We start from the raw sequence: 18,272 nt of genomic DNA, 5'->3' as shown, positions 1-18,272 counted from the left end.
CTTAGCCCAGTGACTCGGGGGTGAGCTCCACCAGTTTCAGCGAGTACTCCCAGACCTTGCGGGCCGTGTCGGGGTTGCTGGCCTTGTCGGAGAGTTCCTGGCTGAACTGGCGCCCGCCCTGCTTCTGGCGGTTGCCCCAGCTCCAGTGCACACCCGAGACGGCGAACTCAGGGTCGGCCACCACCTGGGCCACCCGCTCGCCTGCCAGGGCCTGGCTCACATAGCCCCCGGTGACATTCTTCTGGAACCAGGGAAAGATCTTCTGGAAGAGCCGGGGTGTGTTGCGGAACAGCGGCGTGTCCGCCACGCAGCCCGGGTAGAGGGAGGTGAACACGATTCCGGTGGACCCATGCAGGCGCCGGTGCAGCTCCTGGGTGGTGATCATGTTGCACAGCTTGCTGTCCTTGTAGGCCTTGCCGGGCTTGAAGGCCTTGCCGCTGGCCATGGCGATGGGCGCCTTGAAGCCGGCGGCGAAGCCGGAGAGGTCGCCCAGGTCGGCGGGGGCTGGAATCGGGATCTTGCCCCCCAGCTCCTTGGAGTTGGCCGTGACCGTGCCGAGGATCACCACCCGCCGGGACGGGTGGGTGGAGTGCTCCAGATCCGGCAGCAGCAGCTGGATCAGCAGGAAATGGCCCAGGTGGTTGGTGGCCATCGAGAGCTCGTACCCCTGGGGGGAGCGTTCCGGCTGCTTCAGCCGCGGCTTGTACACCGCGGCATTGATCACCAGGGCATCGAGGGGGCGCCCGAGGGAGGACACCAGGGTCTCCACGCCCGCGCGCACGCTGTCCAGATCGCCCAGGTCAATCCGCAGGTGGTGCAGCTGGGCGGAGGGGATGCCCAGGGATTCAGCCGCCGCCGCTGCCCGCACAGGGTCCCGGTTGGCGGTCACCACGGTCCAGCCCCGGTCCACCAGGGCCTTGGTCGCATGCAGACCCACTCCTGAGGTGGTGCCGGTGATCAGGACCGTTCCGGGGGTCGGGTCGGCGGCCATGGAGAAGGGCTGGGGGAACTGGGGCCCAACCTACGGAGGGGCTCAGGGTTTCCCGGGCTGAGACGGATCCTGCTCAACAGACGGAAACGGGGCCTGGCTCCAGACGACCCGCAGGCGATCCGGCGCGATCCACTGGTTCTGCTCGCGGATCAGGCGCTGCTCGCCCTCGACGGCGAAGAGCTGGTCGAACCGCTCCCTGGCCTTGGCGAGCTTCGCCTGCTCGATCTGGAGCACCGCCGAGAGCTCGCCCTGGCGTTCCATCCGCTCCTGGTAGGCCACGGCCAGGCGCACCAGGCTCACCGCGGCCACGATCGCCAGACCGGTCTTGATCGTGAGGCCCACCACGCTGCAGATCAGCTCACGGCGCTCCAGGGAGAGACTGGCCGCCGCCGACAGGCTCACGGTGGACGCCGTCGCCGTCCGGGTGCTGCCGGGCCAGGGGGGCACTGATGCCTGAGCCGCGGCAGGGGCTGGCGTTGCGGAGCCTGCCGCTGCTGGGGATGGCGCCGTTGCCCTGGTGGCTGCGGTGCGCGGGTGGGGGGAGAACCGCTTCACCGGGGTGCTGGTGCTCGTGGAGGCTGTCAAAGGCTTGGAGGCTGTCAGGGGCGACGCAGCACCCAGGGGCGTGGCAGCAGCCGTGGGCGTGGCAGCAGGCCTGGCCTTGCGTGGAGGGGGAAGGGGCCGGGGCGCAGGAGCCAACGTGGGAGCCTTGGACGACGGACTGCTTCTAGCGGGTCCGGGGGGCCATGCCAAGGGTCGGCACTGGCCCCGGGGGCGACCCGCGCGGCAGCAGCGAACCTCAGGCCTTGTAGAGGCTGAAGCAGAGGCGCACGGCCAGCACCCCGGCGTGGGCCGCCACCACGAGCGCGATCAGAATCTCGGCCTGGTTGAGAACGGAGACCATGGAGGCACACGACAGAACATGACGGCACCATTCTTCGCTGTGGTCCCGCTACGGTCCAGCCCCGACCTTCCTGCTGTCACAGCTCTTGACGCCCAACCCGCCCCTGGCCCCAGCCCCTGCTCCGGGGCCCGTGCAGGTCGGTCCTGCCGCCATCGCGGCCCTGGACCTCTCGCCCCTGGCGGCCTGGGCGGCCCTGTCGCCTGAGCAGCTGCTGCAGCACGGTGGCAGCCTCGATCTCAGCTTTGAGTGGCCCCGCCAGCCCGACGATCCGCGGGAGCTCTCCGAAATTCCCGAAGTGCGGCTCTGGTGCCTGCGGGCCGACGCGGCGATGCCCTGGCTGCCCCTGTTGATCGAGCGCAGCAGCGGTCAGCTCACCCGCCATGTGGCCATGCTGCTGCCCCACGGCTTCAGCCGCGGCGAGGGCATCCGCTTCGCGCCCGAGGCCCTGGAGCTGTGGATCACCCACCGCCTGTTTCTTCTCGATGCCTGGAGCCGCAGCCGCGGACTCCAGTGCCGGCAGGGGCTGGTGCAGATGGCTGCGGTTCTTGGGCTGGAAGTGGATCCGGCCTTCTGGCAACCGCTCGATGCAGACACCTAGGGCCGGCTCCATCCCTTCCGCTCCTTCGGGTGCTTGCGGTCCGTCCGGCCGTTGGCTGCCCACCACCTGCCTGGGAGGTCGCTGGCAGATGGGGCTGGATGCCTGGTTGCTGGAGCAACCCCGCCCCGCCTTTCGTCTCTACCGCTGGCAGCGTCCCACCCTCTCCCTCGGTCAGCACCAGCGGCGCTGTCCCAGCCACTGGAGTGCCCTGGCCGCCGACGGCAGCCTCGACCTGGTGCGTCGCCCCAGCGGCGGGCGCGCCGTGCTGCACGGCGGCGACATCACCTATGCCCTGGTGTGGCCCGAGCCGCCGCGGCGGCGGGTGGAGGCCTACGCGGCGGCCAGTGCCTGGCTGCAGCTGGCCTTCCGGCGTCTCGGTCTGCCGCTGGCCTTCGGCGCCGGTCCGGCCCGCGGCGACCTGGGTTCGCCCAATTGCTTCGCCCTGGGCACCGCCGCCGATCTCGTCCATGCCGATGGTTCGAAGCGGGTGGGCAGCGCCCAGCTCTGGCGCGGAGGGCGGTTGCTGCAGCACGGGGCGATCCAGCTGGCGCCCTGTCCCCAGCTCTGGTCACGGCTGTTCGGCACTCCACCACCGCGGCTGCCTGCGCTCCCTTGTCAGGGCGATGCCCTGGAGCGGCTCTTGCTGGAGGCTGCCCAGGAGGCCCTTCCCTTTCCCCTGGAGCTGGAGCGCCCCGAGCCGTTGCGGGCCGCCGAGCTGGCGGCGGTGGCGCAGCGCCACCTGCACTGCTCAACCGTGCCGGCGGCGGCCTCAGGCCAGTCGCATCCTCAGCGACCCGGATCCGCAGCCGACGCCGTCTCGCCGGACGCCACCATGCTGCGCACCACCTGGGGCAGCGCCAGCCCCAGCGGGTAGATGTTCTGGCGCCGTGCCGCCTCCAGCAGAGGGGCGGGCAGCTTGAGCCCGAGTTTCTGGAGCACGGCCTCGCCAAGGTCCGGTCGTTCCAGGGTGCCGCTCGGCAGGCCGGCAGGGCTCAGCACCAGCAGCCGGCTGGTCTGGTCGGTCTCCAGCAGTTGAACCGCCTGCCACAGCGGGGCGGATTCGGGGATCGAGGGCAGGCTGGAGAGGGGTTGGAGGTGGTCGGCCACACGGTCGCTGTCCCAGCGCTGCACCGGGATCTCCTGCAGGGCGGCATCGTCGATCACGCCCCGCCAGCGGCCCCGTTCGCACACCAGCAACCAGTCGGCCGCCCCCACGGGGCTGGGTTCCCCCAGCCGCATGCGGCTCACGTCCCTGAGGGTCTGGTCGGCCTCCAGCACCCGGAAACGGCGGCGGGAGGCCTCCTTCACCTGAACGGTGTTGAGAGCGTTCTGGAGCAGCAGCAACTGCTGCTGGTTGCGCACGGCTCCAAGACCGAACCAGCCCAGCAGGATCAGCCAGGCCCCCCCCACGCCCCCGCCGCGAAGCAGCAGCACGGTGCCCAGCCCCATGGCCAGGTAGGACAGGAAGCGGCCGCAGCCATTGGCCACTTCGATGCCCCGGCGGCGGCTGCCGCTGGCCTGCCACACCAGTGCCTTCACGATCAGGCCCCCATCCAGGGGCAGGCCCGGCAGGAGGTTGAACAGGGCGAGCACCATGTTGAGGGTGCCGAGCTCGGCCACCATCGCCCCCAGCCATGGGGCCAGGTGGCTGGCCGCATGGGTGCTGGCCAGCAGGGAGATGCCCAGCCCAAGACTCACCGCCGGCCCGGCGGCGGCCACCAGCAGGGCCCCGATGGCGGTGCTGCATTCCCGCTCCACGCTCGCCACACCGCCGAGCAGGAACAGGGTGATGCTGCGCACCTTCACGCCCTGGCTGATGGCCACCAGCGAATGGCCCAGCTCGTGCAGCAGCACCGACACGAACAGCAGCACCGCCGTTCCCAGGCCGAGGGCCCAGATGCCGGCCTCGCCGATCGCCCCGCCCTTCAGGGCACTGGAGTAGTGCTGCTGGAACGCTGCGGTGGCCACCAGGAGGATGACGAACCAGCTGGGATGGATCCGCAGTGGGATGCCGCGGATCTTCATCAGCTGCCAACCCTCACCCACGGCGAAACATCCCGGTGCCGGTGCGGGCCCGGCCGTTCATGGGCCAATCCTAGAAAGGGCCAGGTTTGTCCGCTCCCGATGGGGTCGCCCTCCTCCGTGCCCGGCCCCTTCTGCCCCCGGATCAAGATCTGCGGGCTGCGGGATCCGGCCCAGGCGGCCGCCGTGGCGCGGCTGGGGGTGGACGCGATCGGGGTGATCGGGGTGCAGGGTTCGCCGCGGTTTGTGTCGCCCGCCCAGCGTGCCGCCATCTTCGCCGCGGTGGAGGCGGCCGCACCCGCCTGCGACGGCGTGCTGGTGGTGGCCGATCCCAGCGACGCCCAGCTCGAGGAGCTCCATCCGCAGCGCGGCCACCGCATCCTGCAGCTGCACGGCCAGGAATCACCCGCGCGGTGCAGCACCCTGCGCCGGGCCCTCGGCTGCCGCATCTGGAAGGCCCTGCGCATCCGCTCCAGGGCGGATCTGGAGCAGGCCGAGGCCTACCGCAGCCACGTGGATGCCCTGCTGCTGGATGCCTTCGTGGCGGACCAGCTGGGGGGCACGGGCCATCGGATTCCCCTGGACTGGCTTGTGGGCTGGCGATCGCCCCTGCCCTGGTGGCTGGCCGGCGGCATCAACCCCGAGCGGGTCAGGGGCGTTCTCGAGCAGCTCGCTCCCACGGGAGTGGATGCCTCCAGCGGCGTGGAGCGCGGGCCGGCCGACAAGGACCTCACGCGGGTGGCCGCCCTGGTGGCCGCTGTGCGAACCAGCGTTTGAGCCCATCCCGATCCCGCGCGAGGATCCCATCACCTCAGGCTTCCCTCCATGGCCCGCCGCCATCTCCGCTTCAGCGCTCCGGGCCGCCATGCGCTGGCCACGGCCCTGCTGGCCGCTGCGCTGGCTGCTGCTGCGCCGAGCAGGGCTCAGGACCTGGTGGGCTGCCAGCTGATCGAGGGTCAGCTCTCCTGCGTGCCCGGGGTTTCCGCCGATCCCCAGAGCCAGATCAAGGCGCTGCGGCAGCAGATCGCCGGCACGGAAGCGCTGGAAGGGGCCGTGGAGCAGGGCATCGAGGGCCTTGAGTCCCTCGTCCTCAGGGGCGAAGCCGCCGAGGGGCAACTGCTCATGGCGGCAGTGTCTTCCGAAGCGGCCGCCGATGGACTGGCTGGCGTGCCCGATCAGGCCTTTCACTGGTACCGGCTCTCGCCCGGCAGCAGCCAGTGGCTGCTGATTCCGGATGCCTCCGGACCCCGCTACCAGCTGCAGGCCTCCGATGTGGGAGCCCTGGTGATGGTGATGGTGAGCCTGCCGGGCGAGGGAACCGTTGGAACGGTCACGGGCAGCCGGCGCCAGGCCAGCCCCATGGTGGGGCCGGTGAAGCCCTGAGGGGGGAGGTCAGGTGGAGAGCAGGGCTTCCTGCTGCTTCACCAGCTCGAAGAACTCGGCCTTGAGGCTGGGGTCATGGCGGAAATCACCCCGCACGATGGAGTTCACCATGCTGGTCTGGGGTTCTTTCACGCCCCGCCACTTCATGCAGTAGTGCTGCGCTTTGACAAGAATAGCCAGTCCCTGAGGCTTGCAGAGACGCTCGATTTCATCGGCGAGGATCATTACGGCCTCCTCCTGGATGTGGGGCCTTGAGAACACCCAGTCGGCAACGCGGGAGAACTTGGAAAGGCCGATCACCTGGTCGCCGGGCTTGATGCCGATCCAGCAATTGCCGAGGATGGGTACCAGGTGGTGGGAGCAGGCGGAGCGCACCGAGATGGGACCCACGGTATAGATCTCGTCGAGCTTCTTCACGTTGGGGAAGCTGGCGATCTTCGGCTGCTCGTGATAGCGACCCTTGAACACCTCGTGGAGGTACATCCGAGCCACCCGTTCGGCGGTCTCTTCGGTGTTGTGATCGTTGTCGATGTCGATCACCAGGCTGCGCAGCAGCTCGCGCACCTTGCCGGCCACCTCGATCTCGAGCTGGTCGAGCTCTCCATCGAGGAGGTGATCGGCGATGTTGTCGTTGGCGAAAAAGGACACACCCGCCTTCTCCAGGCGATCACGAATCCTCAGGGATACGGGCAGTGGCGTGGCGGCAGGTGCCGAACCCTTGGCACTGAAACTGGAGGGCAGGGTTGAAGTCATAGGGATGGTCAGAGCGCGCCGGCGGCCGGCATGAGGGTCAGATCTTCCACCACCTGGGTGGCGGGCTGTTGGGCCAGGTACAGCAGGGCGTCGGCGGCCCGCTCAGGGTCAAGCATGGCATGCCGATCAAAGGAACTGTGGACGGTTTCGCTGTCCCAGAGTGGTGTATTCACCGCACCCAGGGTGAGTGTGCTGACGCGAATGCCATGGCTCCGCTCTTCAGCGGCCAGACAACGGCTGAGCGAGACCAGCCCCGCTTTGCTCACGCAGTAGGCCCCCCAGTCCGGAAAGGCCTGGTGGGCCGCATGGCTGCTCACGTTGATGATGTGGCCGCCGCCCCGGGCCCGAAGCCCCGGAATGAGGCAGCGGCACACCTGGAACACCGCGGTGAGGTTGAGCTGGATCAGTCGTTGCCACTGCTCGAGCGGCATTGTCTTCAGTTCACCGGTGTAGGCCATCCCCGCGTTGTTGATCACCACATCGGGCTCGAGGCCGCGCGAGCAGAGTTCGGTGATCCCCTCCTCCAGGCCATGGGCCTGGGCCAGGTCGAGGGCCGTGCACTCCACGCGACCGCCATGGGCGTTCAGCCCATGGGCCAGGCTGGTGAGGGCATCGGCGGACCGGGCGACGAGGAGCAGATCGAAACCCGCCGCGGCGAGGCGGTGGGCCGCTGCCGCCCCGATTCCTCGGGAGGCGCCGGTGATCAGAGCGGTGGCCAAACGGAGCCTGGAACGGGAACGGCAAGGGCGGGATGCAAAACCGAAGGGCCGGCCGGAAGGCAGGCCTTGATCCCGTCACGAACCTTAAGAGCTCAACGAAGGTTCTGGGGTGCCGGGCTCCAGCACCTTGCCGAGCTGCCGGAATTTCGCATAGCGCTGCGCCTGGAGCTCCGATTCGTTCAGCGCCCCCAGGGTGGTCAAATGGTGGTGCAAGGCACCTTTGAGGGTTTCGGCGGCCTGGAGCGGCGCCCAGTGGTTGCCACCCGAGGGCTCCGGCAGCACCTGGTCCACGATGCCCAGCTGCAGCAGATCCGGGCCGGTGATCTTGAGCGCCTCGGCCGCCACCGGCGCCTTGGTGGCATCCCGCCACAGGATGGAGGCGCAGGCCTCGGGGGAGGCCACGGTGTACACGCTGTGCTCGAACATCAGCAGCCTGTCGGCCACGCCGATCCCGAGGGCGCCGCCGGACCCCCCTTCCCCGATCACCGTGGCGATGATCGGCACCCGCAGCCGGAACATCTCCCGCAGATTGACCGCGATGGCCTCGCCCTGGCCCTGCTCCTCGGCCAGAACACCGGCATAGGCCCCGGGCGTGTCGATGAAGGAGAGAATCGGCAGCCGGAAGCGATCGGCGTGGTCCATCAGCCGCATCGCCTTGCGGTAGCCCCCGGGCGAGGCCATCCCGAAGTTCCGGGCCACGTTCTCCTTGGTGTCACGCCCCTTCTGGTGACCCAACAGCATCATGCTGATGCCGTTCAGCCGGCCCACGCCACCCACCAGGGCCTGGTCGTCGGAGCCGCGGCGGTCGCCGTGCAGTTCGATGAAGCTGTCGGTGATCAGCTGGATGTAATCCAGCGTGCTGGGCCTCTGGGGGTGGCGGGCCACCTGGATCTTCTGGGCGGCGCTGAGGTTGTCGAAGATCTCCTTGCGGCGGCGGGTGGCCAGGGTTTCCAGCTGCAGCAGCTGCTGGCTCACGTCCACCTCGGAATCGCGGGCCAGCTGGCGGATCTGTTCGATCTGGTCCTCCAGCTCGACCAGAGGTTTCTCGAACTCCAGGAGAGCGCGGCGGGCCATGGGGTGGCGATGCGTCGGGGACAGGGAAACCTGAGGGGCTCAGGCGTGAGGCTCAGGCAGCGGCAAGGGCTGGGGAGACGGCGCCGGCATGCTGCAGACCCAGGGCCTCAAAGCCATGGCGCAGGGAAGCCTCGCCGATCCGGTCCATCGCCGCGAGGGTGATGTTGTTGCGGCCCCAGCTGAAGTTGGTGTGCAGGTCTTCGAAATCCAGCAGCATGGCCTCGGCGAAGCAGGCGAACATCTGACGCTGGGGCACGGCCATCTCGGCCACTTCCATCATCTGCCAGCCGATGTCCTGCCAGAACTCCACGATGCCGCCCTTGAGCACGTGGACCCCCTCGGCGGCTGCCTTGGCGTCCAGGTTCTTCGGATAGCCGCCATCAATCATCAGGCAGGGCCTTTTGAGGCTGGCCGTGTCGATCTGAAGGCTCTGGGGCAGGCTGGCCACCCACACCACCACATCGGCTTCGGGGAGAGCCGCCTCCAGGTCCAGGATCCTGCCCTCCCCCAGGCTCTCCTGCAGGTCCACCAGGGGTTGAGGCCGCCGCGCCACGAGCAGCAGCTCACCGACCCCGCGGCGCTGCAGCCAGCGGCAGACCGCGCTGCCGATGTCGCCGGAGGCACCCACCACAGCCACCTTGGCGCTGGCCAGGTCGATGCCCAGCGAAGAGGCGTTGCGCTCGACCTGCTGGCAGATCACCCAGGCGGTGTGGGTGTTGCCGGTGGTGAACCGCTCCCAGTTCAGCTGCACGGCGCTCACCCGCTCCTCCCGCAGCAGGTTCATGTCCTCGAAGATGATCGAGGTGAAACCGCCCAGGGCGGTGATGTCGATGCCCGAGCGCTGGGCCAGCTCCATGGCCTTGAGCACCTTGCGCTTGGCCGTCTTGAAACGGCGCAACATCTCCGGCACGAACACCGAATCGATGTAGGCCCCCTCTATGGTCTTGCCGGTGCGGCTGGTGACCGTCACCTTCTCCACCAACTGGGGAGGGGCAGCGCACCACATGTCGAGGTCACCGTCGGCGTACTCGTCGAAGCCGAGGGACCGGGCCTTGGCCCGGGCCTCCTCAAAACTGGTCGAGTGACCGATCAGGCCGAACATGCGGGATGCAAGAGGATGTCGCGGACGCTACATCCTCCCACGCTCGCCTGGGGCGGCCCGTCAGCCCACCAGAGCCGCCGCCGCCAGCTTGGCGATTTCACGGCCCGTGAAGCCGATGTCCATCAGGGCCTCCTGGTAGGAGCTGAGGAAATCGGCCATCAGATCCTCCTTGTCCATCTGCAGAACGGCGGCGTCGCCGGCCACCTGCTCGAGCATCTTGCGCACCAGCGGCAGGTTCTCCCGGTTGGCCTGCTCGAGCTCCTCGCGCACGTCGGCCAGATTGGCCTTCAGCCACTCCTGGCCGTAGTTGAGGTGGGTGTATTCGTCCTTCACCACGCCCTCGGTGATCCGCCGGGCGAAGGGGTCGGCCACGGGGATATAGATGTGGTACGCCGAGATGGCGAAGGCCTCGATCAGGATGGCCTGGATCAGCAGGCAGGTGGTCACCTTGCCTTCGGCCAGGGCCCTCTGGAAGTTGCCGTGCAGCGGGGCGAAGAACTCCTTGGCGAACGGCATGTCCGCCGTCACCCCGAGATTGTTGGCGCAGGCCGTGAACCCCTTCATGTGCTTCAGCTCCATGCGGGCCAGCTTCGCCAGCTCGTCGGCCTGGTCGGGAATCAGGGTGCCGAGGGCGATGTAGTTGTCGTGGGCTTCCTGCTCGCCCTCGATCACGATCGCGTTGATGCGGCTGTAGGCGTCCTTGTAGGTGTCGCTGGAGAAGTCGGGCAGTCCATCGCCCCGCTCTGCTGCGGTGTCGGCGGGCTTGGTGGCGGGCTGTACGGCGACAGCAGGGTGAGCAACAGACGCCATAGGACTTCGGAACGTGAACCAGTGGGCAGACTGTAACCACCTCTGACCGAGGCGGGCCCGGCTCAGGCCTCGGATGCGGTGTCAGAACGGTGCTGCGTGAACCGGTGCTGCCTCAAGCGCTGCTGCGTGGAGAGGCCGGTGGGCGGCCAGGTGCTGGTCAGCAGGCTGTCGCAGCGCCGCACCCAGCCGTCCACCAGCCGCTCGAACAACCTGGCCCCCAGCTCGGCGCTCGCCGCCGTGCTGTCGCCGATCACGCCGCTGCGGCTGAGGTCGGAGCTGAGCCAGGCACAGGGGGCGGCGCCCTCCAGGCTCCAGCCCTCAGGTGGGGCTGGCCCGGCCAGTCCGTCGCATGGCCGCTCCGGCAGCACCATCTCCGCAGCCAGGTGCAGCATCAGGCTCGTCTCCGCCAGGGCGGCATGAAGACCGTGCGCCCGTTCGGATGCCGGCAGCAGGTCCGCTACGCCTTCGGGCCCGCTCCACAGAAAGCAGGGCAGCACCGCCATCTGGGGAGCCGAGGCCCGCAGCTGGCGGGCGGCGGCCTGGAGCAGGCCGATCTGCCCGCCGTGGGCATTGAGCAGCAGCAGCCGGCTGAAGCCCGCCCCGGCCAGCTGGCTTCCCACCGCCATCACCAGGTCGATCACCTGAGCGGCGCTGAGGCTGAGGGTGCCGCAGAACCCCTGGTGCTCCGGCGAGAAGCCGAGGCTCTGCAACGGCAGCCGCCAGATGGGCCGCTCCTGCGGCAGGCGCTCCAGCACCGCGTTCACGACCCGGTCGGCGAAGAGGGCATCGGTGCCCAGCGGCAGCTGGGGGCCGTGCTGCTCCAGGGCACCCCAGGGCCAGATCACGGTGCTGCCGGGCTGTTCGGCGGCGGCCTGCACCTGGGGCCAGGGCAGGGCCATCAGGTCCCGGTGGGGCCCGGGAAAGGGCCGGCTCAAGGGCTGGGGCGGCATGGCGGAGCGATCACCGCCGCGGGGCGGTGCTGGGGTGGGTCGGTCAATGAAGAATCCGATCCCTACAGTGTGGTGCTGTCAGCAGCACTGCAGATGGCCGGATCCGGCAATCAACCGCCAGCCCCGTCCACCCGGCCCAACCCGCCAGGAACGCCGCGTCCTCCGGCCGGCCCGCCCCAGCGCAAGCCACCCCAGGTGCTGATGATCAAGAAGGACGAGCCGGAGGCCCCCCCTGCTGCGGCGGAGTCCGAGACCTCCGCCGCAGCACCGGACGCTCCCAGGCCTCCTGCCGCCCCCAGGTCCCAGCAGCCCCGCAGCGACGCCGAGCTCTTCGACATGGGGGCCATGGAGGGCCTCACCATGGCTGATCTGCTCGGGCCCGATGGCGGCCAGGGGGTTCGCAAGCGTCCTGCTTCCCCCCCCAGCCAGGGGGTGAGCCGCAGCGTGGACGATTTCGATTTCGATGAGCAGGCCTTCCTGGCCGCCCTCGATGAACAGGATTTTGTGGGCAGCACCGGGGGGGTGGTCACCGGCGAGGTGATCGGCCTGGAGAGCGACGGGGTGTACGTGGACATCGGCGGCAAGGCCCCGGGCTTCATGCCCAAGAAGGAAGCCGGCCTCGGCGTGATCACCAACCTCAAGGAGCGCTTCCCCAAGGGCACCCAGGTGGAGGTGCTGGTCACCCGGGAGCAGAACGCCGACGGCATGGTGACCGTGAGTGCCCGGGCCCTCGCCCTGCGCCAGAGCTGGGAGAAGGTGCGTGTCCTCGAGAAGGAGGGGAAGGTGGTGCAGGTGAAGGTGAACGGCTTCAACCGGGGCGGCGTCACCTGCGACCTGGAGGGCCTGCGGGGCTTCATCCCCCGCTCCCAGCTGCAGGAGGGTGAGAACCATGAGGCCCTGGTGGGCAAGACCCTCGGCGTCACCTTTCTGGAGGTGAACCCCGAGACCCGCAAGCTCGTGCTCTCCGAGAAACGCGCCGCCACGGCAGCCCGTTTTGCGGAACTGGAGGTGGGGCAGCTGGTGGAGGGCGTGGTGGCCTCGATCAAGCCCTACGGCTTTTTCGTGGATCTCGGCGGCATCAGTGGCCTGCTCCACCACAGCTGCGTCACCGGCGCCGAGCTGCGGGATCTGCGGGAGGCCTTCAGCCAGGGGGAACGCCTGTCTGCCCTGATCACCGATCTCGACCCCGGCCGGGGCCGCATCGCCCTCAACACGGCCCTGCTCGAAGGCCAGCCCGGTGAACTGCTGGTGGAGAAGGAGCGGGTGATGGCCGAGGCCGCCGACCGGGCCAACCGGGCCCGGTCGGTGCTGCGGCAGCAGGAGCAGAACGCCGGATGACGGATGTGCGTGAGGGGGGGCGCGCCGCGGTGACCGGCGCGATTCAGGGCGTGGGTCCCGACTGGGAACTCGATTTCTACTCCAGGCCGATCCTTGATTCCGACGGCAAGAAGCGCTGGGAGCTGTTGATCTGCTCCACCCCGGGGGTGGGCGAGGAGGGCCGTCCCATCGCCGAGAGCTTTCGCTGGGTGCGGGCCTGCCCCGCCTCGAGTGTGAATTCCATCTGGCTGCGGGAGTCGTTGCAGCTGGCTCAGGAGCAGGCGGCCGCAGCCGGCTTCGCACCGCCTCGGCGGCTGCGCTGCTGGCGCGCCTCCATGCGCACGATGGTGCAGCGGGCCGCCGAGGGTCTGGGTCTGGAGCTCATTCCCAGCCGCCGCACCTACGCCCTGGTGAGCTGGCTGCAGCAGCGCGAACGGGAGGTGTATCCCCAGGAGGATGGCTTCATGGCCGGCCCCCTGGCTCCGCCGCCCCAGGCGATCCGGCCGGTGCCGGTGCCGCTGCCCGAGGCCGCCCGCGGCGACAGCTGGGCCTGGGCCAGCCTTCCCGTGGCCGCTCTGGCCGGTGCGAAGGAGTGGGACACCGGATTCGCCGGGCTCGTTCCCCTGCCGGAGGACGCTGATCCTGAGGCTGCCGTGCCCGGTCTGCGCCTGTTCAGCGCCAGCCGTGCCCTGGCTCTGGCCGGCTGGTTGGCGGGCCTGGAGCCGGTGCGCCTGGAGATGGTGGACCGCCAGCTGGTGCTGGAGGCGGGCCTCGAGGATCGCTGGTTGCTGGCCACCCTGCCCGAGCCGGAAGCCGACGCGGCCCGCCAGGCCTTTGCCGAGGCGCGGCTTCGGGCCGGCGGCCTGCAGTTCATCGCCGTGCAGGCCCGCGAGAGCGATCAGCGGTTCGAGGGGTTCTGGATGCTGCGGGATCTCCCCGATGGCTGAGGGGGTTGCGGCACCGTTCGATCGCCCCGACGCCGGCTTCAACAGTCTCCCCGGTTGGACCTGGGTGGGTTGCTACGGGGGCTACTACCTGCAGTGCGAGCTGCTCGACGGCTTCGAACATGGCTTCTTCACCCGCCAGTGGCAGGGCCGGCCGCCGGGGGTGCTGGCGGGCTATGTGAGTGCCGGCGTCAGCGTGCACCGGGCCCGGCAGGTGCACGGAGCCCTCGTGCTGCCGGCCAGCGAGGCCGCCGCTGAACCCTGGCCCGAGGCTGACGGCCTCGCCAGTGAAACCGGCGCCCAGAGCCTGTGGGTGTGCGGGGCGGACTGCACACCGGTGCTGTTGGCCGATGTGGGGTCAGGGCGAGTGGCGGCGTGCCATGCGGGCTGGCGCGGCGTGGCCGGCCGGATCGTGCCGGCGGCCCTGGAGCTGCTGCTGCAGGCCGGCAGCAGCCTCGAGGATCTGCGCGTTGCCCTCGGCCCGGCCATCGCCGGCCAGCGCTACCAGGTGCTGCGGGAGGTGAGCCAGCAGGTGGCCCTCAGCCTCGATCCCGGTCTCAGCGACCCCGAGGAGGCCCTGGATCTGCTGCGCGGCGGCGGGGGGCTGCTGCAGGACCCCGAGCCAGGACGCGATCGGATGGACATCCGGGCGGCCACCAGCGCCCAGCTGCAGCGCCTCGGGCTCGCCCCCGACCAGATCGCCGTGTGTCCGCTCTGCACGGCCGACGAGCCGGAGCTGTTCCACTCCTGGCGCCGCGACCAGGTGAAGGCCGTGCAGTGGAGCGGCATCGTGTCCCAGGCCTGAGAGGCCGAGCCGCCTGGCTTCAGTCCGGGCCGAACAGGCTGAGCTGCCGAGCGGCGCTGTTGTGATGGCTGCGGCTGCGGCCGGTGCCGGATGTGGACGGGTTCGGCCGGCCCATCACGAACCAGCTCTCCAGGGCTCGCCGTTCCGCCGCATCCAGGCTGGCGAGGTCGAGAGGTCCGGGCAGCAGGGTGTGGTCATGGCTGCTGCCCTGGCACCAGGCCGTTTCGGCAACGCTGAACCGCTCCGCTCCGAAGGGTGTGAGGTCGTCCGGCATCGGGCTGAAGCTGCCGCGGGTCCACCCCTGGCGGCGCGCTTCCAGGCTCCGGAGCCGATCTCGCCGGGCCGTTTCGTAGTCGAGCATCGGCGGCGGGTAGGCCGCCATGGCCGGAGGCAGGCCCAGCTGGTCGTTGGTGAGTTCCGCCAGTTCGGGCAGCCAGCGGCGGATGAACACCCCATGGGGGTCGCAGCGGTTCACTGCCACCTGGCCGGGGTGGTAGATCCGCGTCCATGCCCCAGTGCCTCCGGCCGTCACGCCCGCCTGCATCGCCCACTGGTAGTGATCAATCGGGCAGTCCCCGTCCAGCAGGTGGCGCATGTAGTGGAGCGCGCCATAGCGCCAGTCGATGCCGCAGAGGTTGGTGAGGAAGCTGGCGTGGATGGCACGGCTGCGGAAGTTGAGGTCGCGCCAGCCCCCGGTGGCCAGCAGGCAGCGGGACACCGCATCCACGATCGGAAAACCGGTGCGCCCCTCCTGCCAGCGCAGGTACATCTCCTCCTGGGTGTCCCTGAGAACGGCATCGTCGCGATGGCAGCGCCAGAGCGGTTCCAGCTCCAGCTGGGGCAGGTAGCGAAAGCGCTGGGCCATGCCCGCACCCCAGCGCAGGCGGCTCACCAGCTGGCGCCAGCTGCGCTGCCGTCCGGCGTCCCCGCGGCGCAGTGGAGCGATCGCGCGCAGGCACTGGCGATGGCTGAGCACACCGAACTTGAGATAGGGACTGATGCCCGAACTGGCCCGGGCCGCCGGATAGCTCAGCTGCCAGTAGTAGCGGGACGACACCTCCTGCCGGCAGAAGGCCTGCAGGCGCTGCAGGGCCGCCGCGCTGCCACCCGGAGGGCGGGGCTTGCCGTCGTCCACCATCCCGAGCGCCTCCAGGCTGGGCACGGCGGCCGCGGTGGACTCCCCCGCCGCCGGCGGCGGCGTGAGCAGGCGACCTGGTGCCGGCAGCGGTTCGGCCGCCATCACCCCATGCCAGAACCTGCGGTAGGCGGGATAGGGCACCAGCTCCTCCAGCCCGCCCGGCGGTTCGATCCAGCGCAGGGGCACCCCGGCCTGCTGCAGCTGTCCTTGCACCCGGGCATCCCGCACCCGGCCGACGATGCGCTCGCTGTCCACGTGCGCCAGCACGGCATCGGCGCGGTAGGCCTTCACCACCGAGAGCAGGCAGGCCGCCGGTTCACCCCAGCGCACCAGCAGCCTCGACGCCAGCTGTTTCAGCTCGTGGTCCAGAGCCGCGAGATTGTCGAGCAGGACCCCGACCCGGGCCACACCGGTTTCCGGGTGCTGCAACAGTGCCGGATCCAGGATGAACAGCGGCAGAACCGCACCTTCTGATGCGGCCTGATGCAGCGCAGGATGATCTCCTAGGCGAAGATCGCGTCTGAACCAGACAACCTGCAGCCTCATGATTCAGTAGCCGACCTTGCGAAAGGTGCAGGCGAAAGGCAATAATGTGAGCAGTGCACGCAAATGATGATGCTGACCGGAACCGATCTTCTCAATAAAGTCAAGGAGCTTGGCGACGTTGGCAAATCGGATCTTGTCAGGGCCTGTGGCTATGTTTCCACGAAGAAAGACGGCTCGGAACGGCTGAATTTCACGGCGTTCTATGAGGCCCTGCTCAGCGCCAAAGGTGTGGATTTCGGCAGCTCCCCCGCCAGCGCCAAAGGGGGTCGCAAGCTCAGCTATTCCACCAAGGTGCAGTTCAACGGCAACCTGATGGTGGGCCGGGCCTACACCGCCCAGCTCGGGCTGGAGCCCGGCGATGAGTTCGAGATCAAGCTCGGCCGCAAGCAGATCCGTCTGGTTCCCCTCGGTTCGGAGGACGAGGAGGACTGAGCCGATCCGCCTGCTGGGCCAGCGCCACCTGTTCCGCCAGCTTGATGCCGTCGATCGCCGCCGAGAGGATGCCACCGGCATAGCCGGCTCCTTCCCCACCCGGATAGAGCCCCGGCGTGTTGACGCTCTCCAGGCTGGTGGGGTGCCGCGGCATCCGCAGGGGTGAGGAGGTGCGGGTCTCGACGCCGGTGAGCAGGGCCTCCGGCATGGCGAAGCCCGGAATCCGGCGGGCGAACGCGGGCAGAGCCTCCCGGATGGCCTCCACCACAGCAGGGGGCAGGCATGTCCCCAGGTCCGCCCAGCGCACACCCGGCTGGTAAGAGGGCCGCACGCCGTCGCTGGGGAGGGGCAGGTCCGCGACCGGCTTCCCCGCCAGAAAGTCCCCCACCCGCTGGGCCGGGGCCTGGAAGTCGCCACCACCGGCGGCGAAGGCCCGGGCTTCCCAGTGGCGCTGGAAGGCCACCCCGGCCAGGGGGTCATCCGGCCCCCGGCCGAAGGGCTTCACATCGTCCAGACCCACCGGCACCACCAGGGCGCTGTTGGCGTTGCGCTCGTTGCGGGAGTGCTGGCTCATGCCGTTGGTCACCACGGCCCCAGGCTCGGAGGTGGCGCCCACCACCAGCCCACCGGGGCACATGCAGAAGCTGTACACGCTGCGACCCTCCAGGGCGGGCGCCTTGCAGTGGTGCACCAGCTTGTACTCGGCCGGCCCCAGGCGCGGGTGCCCGGCGGCCTCCCCCCAGCGGGCCCGGTCGATCAGGGGCTGGGGGTGCTCGATCCGCAGGCCCACGGCGAAGGGTTTGGCCTCCAGGGCCACCCCCGCCCGCTGCACCATGGCGAAGGTGTCACGGGCGCTGTGGCCCACGGCCAGCACCACCTGCTGCACGGCGATGCGGCGCCCGTCGGCCAGCACCACCGTCTCCACCCGCCGGTCGTCGGGTCGGCAGATCAACGCATCCACCCGGCTCTCGAACCACACCGCGCCGCCGAGCTCCTCGATGCGGCGGCGCAGCCCGCGCACCACCGTGGCCAGCTTGAAGGTGCCGATGTGGGGGCGATGCAGGGTGAGGATGTCGGGACTGGCCCCGGCCGCCACCAGTTCCTCCAGCACCTTGCGCACGTAGCGCTTCGGCTCACTCACCTGGCTGTAGAGCTTGCCGTCGGAGAAGGTGCCGGCACCGCCCTCGCCGAACTGGGCGTTGGATTCGGGGTTGAAGGGGAGCTGCCCCTTCCAGAACCCGAAGGTGTCGGCGGTGCGGCGCTTCACGGGCTGACCGCGCTCCAGCAGCAGCGGCCGCAGCCCCATCTGGGCCAGCAGCAGGGCGGCGAAGTAGCCGCACGGCCCCGCTCCCACCACCACCACCCGCTGCGCGATCTCGGCTGTCGGCGCCGGCGGCACCACGAAGCGGTAGGTGGTGTCCGGACTGGGCCGCAGATGCGGATCGCCGCTGAAGCGCCGCAGCAGCCGCTGCTCCTCCCCCGGCGAGAGCTCCAGCACCAGATCGAGGCTGTAGACCAGGCGGATCGGCTGGCCTCGGCGGGCATCGACGCTGCGCTTCACCAGCTGGTGCCGCTGCAGCTGCTGGGGGGCGATGCGCAACCGCCGGCAGATGGCCGCGGCCAGATCCGCCTCGCTGTGGTCCAGCGGCAGCTTCAGTTCACTCAGCCGCAGCACGTGAGGTCCGGTCCGGTGCCTCCGTTGTAGATCGCGGCGGTTCCGTTGCAATCGTGTCGCCGGCTCCCCGGTGTCGCCATGGTGGGAGGGCAGGAGTCCTCCTCAGCAC

The 18,272-nt window shown here is 69.6% G+C and carries 20 protein-coding genes; 8 read left to right on the top strand and 12 right to left on the bottom strand.

Features of this window, described 5'->3' with window-relative positions; all coding sequences use genetic code 11:
- Nucleotide 1: 1 nt before the first annotated feature.
- The 3 genes from CPCC7001_RS04055 to psaM all read right to left on the bottom strand — a co-directional run bounded on the left by CPCC7001_RS04055 (nt 2) and on the right by psaM (nt 1,895).
- Entirely contained in the window at nt 2-991 is a 990-nt protein-coding gene (locus tag CPCC7001_RS04055) for a protochlorophyllide reductase (RefSeq protein ID WP_006909966.1), read from the bottom strand.
- A 42-nt stretch (nt 992-1,033) separates the two neighbouring features.
- The gene (locus tag CPCC7001_RS04050) at nt 1,034-1,438 is read right to left on the bottom strand and encodes a hypothetical protein (protein WP_006910441.1); all 405 of its coding nucleotides are present in this window, start codon (nt 1,436-1,438) and stop codon (nt 1,034-1,036) included.
- Nucleotides 1,439-1,790: 352 nt separating this feature from the next.
- Nucleotides 1,791-1,895 carry a photosystem I reaction center subunit XII gene (gene psaM / locus CPCC7001_RS04045; protein WP_043368591.1) on the bottom strand — a complete coding sequence of 35 codons (105 nt, stop codon included), beginning with the start codon at nt 1,893-1,895 and terminating at the stop codon, nt 1,791-1,793.
- Between the two features lie 130 nt (nt 1,896-2,025).
- On the opposite strand from psaM, the gene CPCC7001_RS04040 reads away from it, so the two are divergent.
- Nucleotides 2,026-2,493, top strand: coding sequence for a CRR6 family NdhI maturation factor (locus CPCC7001_RS04040; RefSeq protein ID WP_006910187.1), 468 nt, complete (start codon nt 2,026-2,028; stop codon nt 2,491-2,493).
- Nucleotides 2,480-3,367, top strand: a complete 888-nt coding sequence (locus CPCC7001_RS13950; RefSeq protein ID WP_083782571.1) for a hypothetical protein — start codon at nt 2,480-2,482, stop codon at nt 3,365-3,367. The genes CPCC7001_RS04040 and CPCC7001_RS13950 overlap by 14 nt, the downstream gene beginning before the upstream one ends.
- Here the strand turns inward: CPCC7001_RS13950 and CPCC7001_RS04030 are convergent.
- Nucleotides 3,280-4,539 carry a site-2 protease family protein gene (locus CPCC7001_RS04030; RefSeq protein ID WP_006910412.1) on the bottom strand — a complete coding sequence of 420 codons (1,260 nt, stop codon included), beginning with the start codon at nt 4,537-4,539 and terminating at the stop codon, nt 3,280-3,282. The two genes, CPCC7001_RS13950 and CPCC7001_RS04030, sit on opposite strands and share 88 nt — an antisense overlap.
- A gap of 78 nt (nt 4,540-4,617) precedes the next feature.
- Between CPCC7001_RS04030 and CPCC7001_RS04025 the strand changes: the two genes are divergently transcribed.
- Both CPCC7001_RS04025 and CPCC7001_RS04020 read left to right on the top strand, forming a co-directional pair.
- On the top strand, nt 4,618-5,292 hold the full coding sequence (locus CPCC7001_RS04025) for a phosphoribosylanthranilate isomerase (protein WP_050757059.1): 675 nt from the start codon (nt 4,618-4,620) through the stop codon (nt 5,290-5,292).
- Nucleotides 5,293-5,340: 48 nt separating this feature from the next.
- The gene (locus tag CPCC7001_RS04020) at nt 5,341-5,898 is read left to right on the top strand and encodes a hypothetical protein (protein ID WP_006911076.1); all 558 of its coding nucleotides are present in this window, start codon (nt 5,341-5,343) and stop codon (nt 5,896-5,898) included.
- 9 nt (nt 5,899-5,907) lie between these two features.
- Here CPCC7001_RS04020 and folE read toward each other — a convergent pair whose 3' ends face one another.
- The 6 genes from folE to CPCC7001_RS03990 form a co-directional block, all read right to left on the bottom strand.
- Nucleotides 5,908-6,651 carry a GTP cyclohydrolase I gene (gene folE / locus CPCC7001_RS04015; protein WP_006909464.1) on the bottom strand — a complete coding sequence of 248 codons (744 nt, stop codon included), beginning with the start codon at nt 6,649-6,651 and terminating at the stop codon, nt 5,908-5,910.
- An 8-nt stretch (nt 6,652-6,659) separates the two neighbouring features.
- Complete coding sequence (locus CPCC7001_RS04010; protein ID WP_006911539.1) at nt 6,660-7,370, bottom strand: SDR family oxidoreductase; 711 nt, start codon at nt 7,368-7,370, stop codon at nt 6,660-6,662.
- 84 nt (nt 7,371-7,454) lie between these two features.
- Nucleotides 7,455-8,444, bottom strand: a complete 990-nt coding sequence (locus CPCC7001_RS04005) for an acetyl-CoA carboxylase carboxyltransferase subunit alpha (protein WP_006911177.1) — start codon at nt 8,442-8,444, stop codon at nt 7,455-7,457.
- Nucleotides 8,445-8,496: 52 nt separating this feature from the next.
- Nucleotides 8,497-9,546: a long-chain acyl-[acyl-carrier-protein] reductase gene (locus tag CPCC7001_RS04000; protein ID WP_006910260.1), complete on the bottom strand. Its 1,050-nt coding sequence runs from the start codon at nt 9,544-9,546 to the stop codon at nt 8,497-8,499.
- Between the two features lie 60 nt (nt 9,547-9,606).
- Nucleotides 9,607-10,356, bottom strand: coding sequence for an aldehyde oxygenase (deformylating) (locus CPCC7001_RS03995; protein WP_006911732.1), 750 nt, complete (start codon nt 10,354-10,356; stop codon nt 9,607-9,609).
- Nucleotides 10,357-10,418: 62 nt separating this feature from the next.
- The gene (locus tag CPCC7001_RS03990) at nt 10,419-11,306 is read right to left on the bottom strand and encodes a creatininase family protein (RefSeq protein ID WP_006909546.1); all 888 of its coding nucleotides are present in this window, start codon (nt 11,304-11,306) and stop codon (nt 10,419-10,421) included.
- Nucleotides 11,307-11,399: 93 nt separating this feature from the next.
- On the opposite strand from CPCC7001_RS03990, the gene CPCC7001_RS03985 reads away from it, so the two are divergent.
- The 3 genes from CPCC7001_RS03985 to pgeF are packed head-to-tail and all read left to right on the top strand — an operon-like array spanning nt 11,400 to nt 14,372.
- Nucleotides 11,400-12,644, top strand: coding sequence for a S1 RNA-binding domain-containing protein (locus tag CPCC7001_RS03985; RefSeq protein ID WP_043369496.1), 1,245 nt, complete (start codon nt 11,400-11,402; stop codon nt 12,642-12,644).
- Nucleotides 12,641-13,570: a Tab2/Atab2 family RNA-binding protein gene (locus CPCC7001_RS03980; protein WP_083782570.1), complete on the top strand. Its 930-nt coding sequence runs from the start codon at nt 12,641-12,643 to the stop codon at nt 13,568-13,570. Before CPCC7001_RS03985 ends, CPCC7001_RS03980 begins: the two co-directional genes overlap by 4 nt.
- Nucleotides 13,563-14,372 carry a peptidoglycan editing factor PgeF gene (gene pgeF, locus CPCC7001_RS03975; RefSeq protein WP_006910771.1) on the top strand — a complete coding sequence of 270 codons (810 nt, stop codon included), beginning with the start codon at nt 13,563-13,565 and terminating at the stop codon, nt 14,370-14,372. Before CPCC7001_RS03980 ends, pgeF begins: the two co-directional genes overlap by 8 nt.
- A 19-nt stretch (nt 14,373-14,391) precedes the next feature.
- Here pgeF and CPCC7001_RS03970 read toward each other — a convergent pair whose 3' ends face one another.
- Nucleotides 14,392-16,056 (bottom strand): FAD-binding domain-containing protein, encoded by a 1,665-nt coding sequence (locus CPCC7001_RS03970; protein ID WP_006910762.1) that lies wholly within the window; start codon nt 16,054-16,056, stop codon nt 14,392-14,394.
- A gap of 69 nt (nt 16,057-16,125) precedes the next feature.
- On the opposite strand from CPCC7001_RS03970, the gene CPCC7001_RS03965 reads away from it, so the two are divergent.
- Nucleotides 16,126-16,488: an AbrB family transcriptional regulator gene (locus tag CPCC7001_RS03965; protein ID WP_043369494.1), complete on the top strand. Its 363-nt coding sequence runs from the start codon at nt 16,126-16,128 to the stop codon at nt 16,486-16,488.
- Here CPCC7001_RS03965 and CPCC7001_RS03960 read toward each other — a convergent pair.
- Nucleotides 16,427-18,163 carry an NAD(P)/FAD-dependent oxidoreductase gene (locus CPCC7001_RS03960; RefSeq protein ID WP_006911330.1) on the bottom strand — a complete coding sequence of 579 codons (1,737 nt, stop codon included), beginning with the start codon at nt 18,161-18,163 and terminating at the stop codon, nt 16,427-16,429. The two genes, CPCC7001_RS03965 and CPCC7001_RS03960, sit on opposite strands and share 62 nt — an antisense overlap.
- Nucleotides 18,164-18,272: the final 109 nt, after the last annotated feature.

The sequence above is a fragment of the Cyanobium sp. PCC 7001 genome, from assembly GCF_000155635.1.
Taxonomy (GTDB): Bacteria; Cyanobacteriota; Cyanobacteriia; order PCC-6307; family Cyanobiaceae; genus NIES-981.
This window is presented reverse-complemented; position numbering and strand designations above follow the sequence as displayed.